Here is an 8,119-nt window from a genome sequence, read left to right as displayed (position 1 = left end):
GGGACCTTGCGGAACGGGCGACACGGTCTTGGGCACCCCGGCGGACCGCAGGGCCCACGCCGACCCGTAGCGGCTCGCCGCTCCGGCCTCCGCCACGAGGCCCAGCAGCGCGACCGCGACCAGGAGCGCGAGCGCGACCGGTCGCAGCGGACGTGGCGCCCGGTGGTACGCGGATGTCGCGGACCGAGGGCCGCGTGGCCCACCTTGGGTGTCGAGGAGAAACGACACACCAAGACCCTGACCGTCGGGGGCGTGTTCCTCGATCCCCGAGACGGATGGTCGTCCCGCCGGACATCACAGCCCCGAACGGGGCCGGTCGGGTCGCCCGATCGCACCCTTCGGTTCGGTCGATCGACGATCCGGAAATAGCCGTTCGACCGACGACCGCCCAACGCAAGCGGTCGATCAGCGCAGGCGGTCGATCAGCGACTCGGCGAGCTTGCGCGGGCGCTTCGCGGCGAGCGCCGCACCGTGACGGGCGAGGTCCCGCGCGGTCTTCAGCCGCAGCTCGGCGTCCGACGGTTCGAACCGCTGCCGCACGCGGTCGCGCAGCTCGGAGAACAGGCGCTGGTAGTCGTCCTCGCCGATGAGCGGCCGCTCGAACGCCGGCAGCTCGCCCTCCCAGAACAGCCCGAGCAGGTGATCCTCGAGCTCCATCCGCGCGCGCCAGCGCTCGTTGACGCGCAGCGTCCAGTCGTGGTGGATCGAGTGCGGCTTGTGGGTGAAGCGCAGTGCCCCGTCCTCGACGTCACAGAGCCAGCGATGGTGCTCGTGCCCGAGCCAGGGGCCGTTGCCCTCGACGTTGAAGATCAGCTCCGCCTCGATCGTCGGGACCTCGACGTACCCGGCCTTCGCCACCCGGCCGAGCTCGTGGCACACCCAGATCGGATCGCGGATGTCCTCGAGCGTCGTGACGCAGATCGCGAAGTCGAACTGGTCGTCCGCGTAGGGCCACGGGCGGCGGTCGCAGATGTCGCGCACCGTCCACGTCTTGCGGGTGAACCGCTCCGCCCGCGGGCCGTAGCTGCCCATCGCGCCGCGCGTCTCGTACGGCATGAGATCGAGCACGTGGGTCGCGCGGTTGAAGGGGGCGGCCCACCCGCCGACGTCCAGGAGGGTCGCGTCGTCAGGGAGGGTGGCGAGGATCCGCTCGGTGGCCGATGGCAGCACGGGACTGAATCTACCGGCGGGCGTGGGATCATCGGCCCGTGACCGATCTTCCCCCGCCCCCGCCGCCGCCTCCGGGGTTCCGGACGCCCGACCGTGAGCAGACGCCGCAGTGGATCCAGCCCGGCGCGGACGCGGGTCCCCGCGCCGCGATGGCGCTGCCCGCCGCGCCGTGGGGTTCGCGCGCGGGCGCGCTGCTGCTGGACTGGTTCTTCCAGTTCCTCATCGTCGCCACGATCGCGGGCATCGTCGCCGCGGTCACGGGGGGCGACTCCTTCTCCTACGAGACGACGGACAGCGACGACCGCACCGTCACCGAGACCATGCCGTACTGGTTCGCCTGGGGGCTGGGCGCCGGCTTCCTGACCCTCTTCACCTACCCGTGGGTGATGATGGGCCTGACACGCGGCCGGTCCCCCGGGCGGCGCATCATCGGCATCAAGGTCGTGAACTACGACGGATCGGCTGTCGGCTGGGGGCGGGCGTTCCTGCGCGAAGCGGTGGCGAAGGGGGCGCTCAGCCTCTTCAGCCTGGGGATCCTCCTGAGCTACCTCTGGCCGCTCTGGGATCCGCACCAGCGCGCGCTGCACGACCTGATCGTCAGCACGCGAGCGGTGCTCGACAGGCCGGATCAACCCGCGGACGCGTTCGGGGGCGGCGCGTACCAGGCGCCGATCGCGGCGCCCGCGCAGGCGCCGACGCGAACCGCCTCGGGCAGCGACGACCTCGCCGGGCGCATCGGGCTGGACGGCTGAGCGTGACCGACCTCCCGGTCCTCTCCTACGACGCGGTGCTCGCCGCGGTCTCCCCGCAGGAGGCGATCGCGCACACCCGCGAGGCGTTCGTCCGCCACCACCGGGGCGAGTGGACGATGCCGTCGAAGGTCTACCTGCAGTCTCCGCCGTACGGGGACTTCCGCGCGATGCCCGCGCTCGGCGGCGACCTCGCGATGCTCAAGTGGATCTCCTCGTTCCCGGGCAACCCGAGCCGTCCCGAGGGGCCGCTGCCGACCGTGATGGGCCTGGTGTGCGTCAGCGACGCGCGCACCAGCGAGCCACTGGCGCTCCTGGACGCTCGCGCCGTCACGGCGCTGCGCACCGGCGCGGTCGCCGCGATCGCCGCGCGGGCGCTGGCGCGCCCGGACGCGCAGCGCGTCGCGGTCATCGGCTGCGGGCTGCACGGCGCCTGGGCCGCGCGCTGCCTCGTGGCCGAGGGGTACGGCGGGCAGGGCGGGAACGTCCTGGTCGATCCGCGGCCGGACGTCGCCCGGGCGCTCGCCGACGAACTCGGCCCGGACGGCTGGCGCGTGGGCTCGATCCGCGACGCGGTCGGGTGCGACGTCGTGTCCCTCGTGACGCCCGGCACCGAGATCGTGCTGGACGTCGGCACCCTGCGACCTGGGCTGCACCTCAACCTCCTGGGAGCCGACGGCCCGGGCAAGGCGGAGATGAGCATCGGCGCCGTCGCGTCGTGCGCGCTCTTCTGCGACGAGTGGGCACAGGCCTCGCACGGCGGGGAGCTGACCGGGGCCGTGGAAGCCGGGATGGTGCGCCGCGAGCAGGTCACCGACCTGGGCGCCGTGCTGACCGGCGAGGCACCAGGGCGCCGGGGGACCGAGGCCGTGACGCTCTTCGATTCCACCGGCCTGGCGATCCAGGACCTGGCGATCGCGACCGCGGCGCTCGCCGCGCTGCGGGAGGGGCGCGTCCAGGCGCAGGTCGTGACGCTGTAGCCCTCGCGCTGCGCCCGGTAGCCTCCGGCGCCATGTCCGACGCGCTCCCGCAGGTCCAGATCACGAGTCCCTCGGCCACGCCCGAGGAGGCTGCGGCGGTCGTCGCCGCGATCCAGCAGTTCCTGCGCGATCACGCGCCGGTCATCGTCGCCGAAGAGCCGGCGCTCCCGGGGTGGAAGCGTGCGGCGCTGCTGGAGGGTGTCGGCCTGCGCTCGGACGCGGAGCATCCCTGGCTGTAGAGCGCGTTTGGCGTTGCGCCCAGGCGGCGCGGCGACTGGCCCGAAAGGGTCAATTCCTAAAACTGGATCAGGTTTTGCTAGATTGGCCGAATGGAGCCCACTTCGGTCCCCGACGTCCACGCCGACCCCGCGCCCAGCGGACGCGGATCCCTGCGCGATCCAGAGCGTCGCGACGTCCCCGGTCACATCATCCCCATCATCGAGCGCGAGTTCGACGACTTCGACACCGAGGCGACGAAGTTCCTCGAGGGCCAGACGCCCGAGACGGAGTTCATCGGCTTCCGGCTGAAGCAGGGCGTCTACGGCCAGCGCCAGCCCGACGTGAACATGTGCCGGATCAAGCTGCCGTTCGGCGGCGTGACCCCCGAGCAGATGGAGATGTTCGGGCACATCGCCGAGAAGTACGCCCCGCTCGGCAAGGCGCACATCACCACGCGCCAGAACATCCAGCTGCACCACATCCCGCTCGCGAAGATGGCCAAGCTGATCCGGGAGATCGCGCCGACCGGCCTGTCCTCGCGCGAGGGCTGCGGCAACACCGTGCGCAACGTCACCGGTGACCCGTGGGCGGGCATCGCCGAGGGCGAGGTCTTCGACACCACCCCGTACGTGGGCGCCTACGTGCGCTACTTCGTGCGCCACCCCACCACGCAGCTGATGCCGCGCAAGATCAAGACCGCCTTCGACGGCACGCCGGCGGAGGACCGCTCGATCACCGGCATCCACGACATCGCCTTCCTCGCGAAGATCAAGGACGGCGTCAAGGGCTTCGAGGTCCGCGTCGGCGGCGGCACCTCGATCATGCCGCGCGTCGCCCCCACCCTGTGGGACTTCGCGTCCGCCGACGACGGTGAGTACCTGAAGGTCGCCGAGGCCGTGTTCCGCATCTTCGACGCGCAGGACTGGCTGCGCGTCAACCGCGCCCGCGCGCGCATCAAGGTCCTCGTCGACCGCGACGGCGCCGAGGCCGTCACCCAGATGATCAAGGAGGAGCTCGAGGGCGACTGGGTCCACGAGCGGGACTTCTCGATCGACGAGAAGTACTTCGACGTGGACGAGGCCTCTCTGGCCCCGGCCTTCGACCCCACCCGCCAGTACGCCTCGCCCAACGGCGACGCACGCGAGTTCGAGGCGTTCCGCGAGTACAACGTGCAGCCCCAGAAGCAGGAGGGCTACAGCGCCGTCGAGGTGAAGATCACGCGCGGCGACCTCGTGCCCTACCAGTGGCGCGGCCTCGCGAACATCATGCGCGAGTACTGCGGCGGCCTTGCCCGCACCACCGTCCAGCAGAACCTGCTGCTGCGCTGGGTGCGCGACGAGGCGGTCTACGAGGTCTACACCGAGCTCAAGAAGCTCGGGCTCGGGGACCCCGGGGTCCGCACCGTGCTCGACGTCGTGAGCTGCCCCGGCACCGACTCCTGCAAGCTCGGCATCGCCAGCTCGATGGGCCTCAACCAGGCGGTGCAGCAGCGCGTCACCGAGATGGGCATCACCGACCCGCTCACCCGCCAGGTCAAGATCAAGATGTCCGGCTGCCCCAACGGCTGCAGCCAGCACCACATCGCCAACATCGGCTTCTACGGCGCGTCGATCAAGGTCGGCGAGCACACGATCCCCGCGTACGTGGCGCACATCGGCGGCACCTACGAGAAGGGCGAGGTCAAGTACGGCGCCCGCCTGAAGATCCGCATCCCCGCCAAGCGCGGGCCGGAGGCCGTCGAGCGGTGGCTGCGCATGTACGAGGCCGAGCGCCACGAGGGCGAGGAGTTCAACGCGTTCGCCGAGCGCGTGGGCACCAAGCGCTTCGAGGACGAGGCCCGCGACCTGTCGCTGCCTGTCGAGTTCGGCCTCGACACCATGGACATGTTCATCGACTGGAACAAGAAGGTGCCGTTCCAGGTCGTGCGCGGCGAGGGCGAGTGCGCGGTCTGATGACCCACCTGGGGGCCGACACCACGCGCACCCTGCAGGACGCGGTCTCCGCCCACGGCGGCGACGGCCTCGTCCTGCTCTGCTCCTTCCAGAAGGAGGAGTCGGTGATCGTCGACGAGCTCGCGCGGCTCGGCGCGCTCGACCGCGTCCGTGTCGTGACGATCGACACCGGCGTCCTCTTCCCGGAGACGCTGCAGACCTGGAAGGCCTTCGAGGACCGCTGGGGCCTCACCGTCCACGTCGAGGACGCGAGCGCTCCGGAGGGCGTCGAGCCGTGGTCGGGCCCCGAGCACTGCTGCGGCGCGCAGAAGGTCGCGGCGCTGGAGCGCGCGCTGTCCGGCGCGCAGGCCTGGATCACCGGCATCCGCCGGGAGCAGGCCCCGACGCGGTCCGGCGCGCAGCTCGTCGAAGCGGACGAGAAGCGCGGCGGCATCCCCAAGTTCAACCCGCTCGCCGCCTGGACCGAGAAGGACCTCTGGACGCGGATCTTCGAACGCGAGCTGCCGTACCACCCGCTGCACGACCGCGACTACTCGTCGATCGGCTGCGCCCCGTGCACGAAGCCCGGCTCGGGCCGCGAGGGACGCTGGGCCGGCACCGAGAAGACCGAGTGCGGGCTGCACGTCTGACGCATGCTCGGCATCGATCTCGTCATCGTCCTCTTCGGTCTCGGAGTGGGCATCCTCGTAGGGCTCACCGGCATCGGCGGCGGCTCGCTGATGACCCCGCTGCTGGTGCTGTTCGCGGGCATCAGCCCGGTCGTCGCCATCGGCACCGACCTCGCCTACGGCGCGGTCACCAAGACCCTGGGCGGCTGGAAGCACTGGCGCTCCGGGACCGTCGACATGGGCGTCTCGAAGTGGCTCGCCGTCGGGTCGGTGCCCGGGTCGCTGCTCGGCGTCGTCGCGGTCGACCTGCTGCACGAGCGCTACGGCAAGGGCTTCGACAAGGTGCTGCTGGCGGGCATCGCGGTGGCGCTCGTCATCGTCGCGGTGACCATCCTCACCCGCGCGCTGTTCATGCCCAAGCTCGTGGAGCGCGAGCGGGACACCGTCGAGCTGACGAACCGCGTGCGCGGCGGAGCGGCCGGCATCGGGCTGGTCCTGGGGTTCGTCGTCGGGCTCACCTCGGTCGGCTCGGGCGCCCTGATCGGCCTCGCGCTCATCCTCATCTTCCGGCTGACGCCCCACCGGGTCGTCGGCACCGACGTCTTCCACGCCGCGATCCTGCTCTGGAGCGCCGGGCTCGCCCACTGGGTCGGCGGCAACGTCGACTTCGGGCTCATGGGCACGATCCTGATCGGGTCGCTCCCCGGAGTCTGGATCGGCACGCACCTGCTGCCGCGCGTGCCGGCCGCCGGCCTTCGCCCCGCACTGGGCTGCGTGCTGCTGGCCAGCGCGCTCGGGGTCTCCACCAAGGCTGGGCTGGAACTGCCCGCCTACGGGATCCTCGCGCCCCCGCTCCTCATCGGCGCCGCAGCGTTCCTGCTGCAACGCCGCCGTTCCCGTCTCGCCGTCCGCCCCACCACGGAGGTCGCACCCGCATGACGCCCCCAGTCACCACGCCGCGCCGTGAGCTCACCCACCTGCAGGCCCTCGAGGCCGAGGCCATCCACGTGATGCGCGAGGTCGCCTCGGAGCTCGAGAACCCCGTGCTGCTGTTCAGCGGCGGCAAGGACTCGATCGTGCTGCTGCGGCTCGCCGAGAAGGCGTTCCGGCCGGCCGCCATCCCGTTCCCCGTGATGCACGTGGACACCGGGCACAACTTCCCCGAGGTCATGGAGTTCCGGGACCGTCGCGTGGCCGAGCTCGGCGTGCGGCTGGTCGTCGCGTCGGTGCAGGAGGCGATCGACAAGGGCCGCGTGGCCGAGGAGACCGGTCCGCGCGCCTCGCGCAACCGGCTGCAGACCACGGCGCTGCTCGACGCGATCGCCGAGCACGGCTTCGACGCCGCGTTCGGGGGCGCCCGGCGCGACGAGGAGCGGGCCCGCGCCAAGGAGCGCATCTTCAGCTTCCGCGACGACTTCGGGGGCTGGGATCCCAAGCGCCAGCGACCCGAGCTGTGGAACCTCTACAACGGCCGGATCCGGCGGGGCGAGAACGTCCGCGTCTTCCCGATCTCCAACTGGACCGAGCTCGACGTGTGGGAGTACATCGCCCAGGAGCAGCTCGAGATCCCGTCGATCTACTTCGCGCACGAGCGCGAGGTGTTCGCCCGCGACGGGATGCTCTACGCGACGTCGGAGTTCGTGCAGCTCATGGACGGCGAGGAGCCGTTCGTGGAGTCCGTCCGCTACCGCACCGTCGGCGACATGAGCTGCACCGGTGCCGTGCGGTCGACCGCTCGCGAGCTGGACGCCGTCGTGGCGGAGATCGCGGCGACGCGCGTGACCGAGCGCGGCGAGACCCGCGCCGACGACAAGGTGACCGAAGCGGCGATGGAAGACCGCAAGATCGCCGGCTACTTCTAGGCCGCTTGGAGACCCACTGATGATGACCGCCGAACCCCGCCCACACACCGACGCCGCCGGCCTGGCCGACGCCGGGCTGCTGCGCCTGGCGACCGCCGGGTCCGTCGACGACGGCAAGTCCACGCTGATCGGTCGGTTGCTCTACGACTCCAAGGCGGTGCTCGCCGACCAGCTCGAGCACGTCGAGGAGGTCTCGCGCAAGCGCGGCTCCGACGTGCCGGATCTCTCGCTGCTGACCGACGGTCTGCGGGCCGAGCGCGAGCAGGGCATCACGATCGACGTGGCCTACCGGTACTTCGCGACCGCGCGGCGCACGTTCATCCTGGCCGACACGCCCGGGCACGTGCAGTACACCCGCAACATGGTCACGGGCGCGTCGACCGCCGACCTGGCGATCGTCCTCATCGACGCGCGCAAGGGCGTCATCGAGCAGACCAAGCGCCACGCGTACCTGAGCGCCCTGCTCGGCATCCCGCACCTGGTCGTCGCCGTCAACAAGATGGACCTCGTCGACTGGCAGGAGGACGTGTTCGACGGGATCGTCCGGGACTTCCTCTCGCTGGCCGGCCGCCTGCGCGG

The 8,119-nt window shown here is 71.4% G+C and carries 10 protein-coding genes; 8 read left to right on the top strand and 2 right to left on the bottom strand.

Features of this window, described 5'->3' with window-relative positions; genetic code table 11:
* Both ABYE80_RS13590 and ABYE80_RS13585 read right to left on the bottom strand, forming a co-directional pair.
* A partial coding sequence (locus ABYE80_RS13590) for a hypothetical protein (protein WP_372790821.1) occupies positions 1-228 on the bottom strand: 228 nt, incomplete at its 3' end.
* Between the two features lie 177 nt (positions 229-405).
* Entirely contained in the window at positions 406-1,170 is a 765-nt protein-coding gene (locus tag ABYE80_RS13585) for a hypothetical protein (protein WP_372790820.1), read from the bottom strand.
* 38 nt (positions 1,171-1,208) lie between these two features.
* On the opposite strand from ABYE80_RS13585, the gene ABYE80_RS13580 reads away from it, so the two are divergent.
* The 8 genes from ABYE80_RS13580 to ABYE80_RS13545 form a co-directional block, all read left to right on the top strand.
* Complete coding sequence (locus ABYE80_RS13580) at positions 1,209-1,922, top strand: RDD family protein (RefSeq protein ID WP_372790819.1); 714 nt, start codon at positions 1,209-1,211, stop codon at positions 1,920-1,922.
* 2 nt (positions 1,923-1,924) lie between these two features.
* Positions 1,925-2,899 (top strand): ornithine cyclodeaminase family protein, encoded by a 975-nt coding sequence (locus tag ABYE80_RS13575; protein ID WP_372790818.1) that lies wholly within the window; start codon positions 1,925-1,927, stop codon positions 2,897-2,899.
* 32 nt (positions 2,900-2,931) lie between these two features.
* Positions 2,932-3,138 (top strand): hypothetical protein, encoded by a 207-nt coding sequence (locus ABYE80_RS13570; protein ID WP_372790817.1) that lies wholly within the window; start codon positions 2,932-2,934, stop codon positions 3,136-3,138.
* Between the two features lie 90 nt (positions 3,139-3,228).
* Positions 3,229-5,070: a nitrite/sulfite reductase gene (locus tag ABYE80_RS13565; protein WP_372790816.1), complete on the top strand. Its 1,842-nt coding sequence runs from the start codon at positions 3,229-3,231 to the stop codon at positions 5,068-5,070.
* The gene (locus ABYE80_RS13560) at positions 5,070-5,699 is read left to right on the top strand and encodes a phosphoadenylyl-sulfate reductase (protein ID WP_372790815.1); all 630 of its coding nucleotides are present in this window, start codon (positions 5,070-5,072) and stop codon (positions 5,697-5,699) included. The genes ABYE80_RS13565 and ABYE80_RS13560 overlap by 1 nt, the downstream gene beginning before the upstream one ends.
* 3 nt (positions 5,700-5,702) lie before the next feature.
* On the top strand, positions 5,703-6,617 hold the full coding sequence (locus ABYE80_RS13555; protein WP_372790814.1) for a sulfite exporter TauE/SafE family protein: 915 nt from the start codon (positions 5,703-5,705) through the stop codon (positions 6,615-6,617).
* Positions 6,614-7,540: a sulfate adenylyltransferase subunit CysD gene (cysD, locus tag ABYE80_RS13550; RefSeq protein ID WP_372790813.1), complete on the top strand. Its 927-nt coding sequence runs from the start codon at positions 6,614-6,616 to the stop codon at positions 7,538-7,540. Before ABYE80_RS13555 ends, cysD begins: the two co-directional genes overlap by 4 nt.
* Before the next feature lie 19 nt (positions 7,541-7,559).
* The coding region (locus ABYE80_RS13545) for a GTP-binding protein (protein WP_372790812.1) at positions 7,560-8,119 on the top strand (560 nt) is incomplete at its 3' end.

This window comes from Paraconexibacter sp., from assembly GCF_041602235.1.
Classification (GTDB): Bacteria; Actinomycetota; Thermoleophilia; order Solirubrobacterales; family Solirubrobacteraceae; genus Paraconexibacter.
This window is presented reverse-complemented; position numbering and strand designations above follow the sequence as displayed.

Coding starts and splice junctions, on each gene's coding strand:
- ABYE80_RS13570 (WP_372790817.1), top strand. CDS start 2,932: ATGTCCGACGCGCTCCCGCAGGTCCAGATCACGAGTCCCTCGGCCACG.
- ABYE80_RS13565 (WP_372790816.1), top strand. CDS start 3,229: ATGGAGCCCACTTCGGTCCCCGACGTCCACGCCGACCCCGCGCCCAGC.
- ABYE80_RS13560 (WP_372790815.1), top strand. CDS start 5,070: ATGACCCACCTGGGGGCCGACACCACGCGCACCCTGCAGGACGCGGTC.
- ABYE80_RS13555 (WP_372790814.1), top strand. CDS start 5,703: ATGCTCGGCATCGATCTCGTCATCGTCCTCTTCGGTCTCGGAGTGGGC.
- cysD (WP_372790813.1), top strand. CDS start 6,614: ATGACGCCCCCAGTCACCACGCCGCGCCGTGAGCTCACCCACCTGCAG.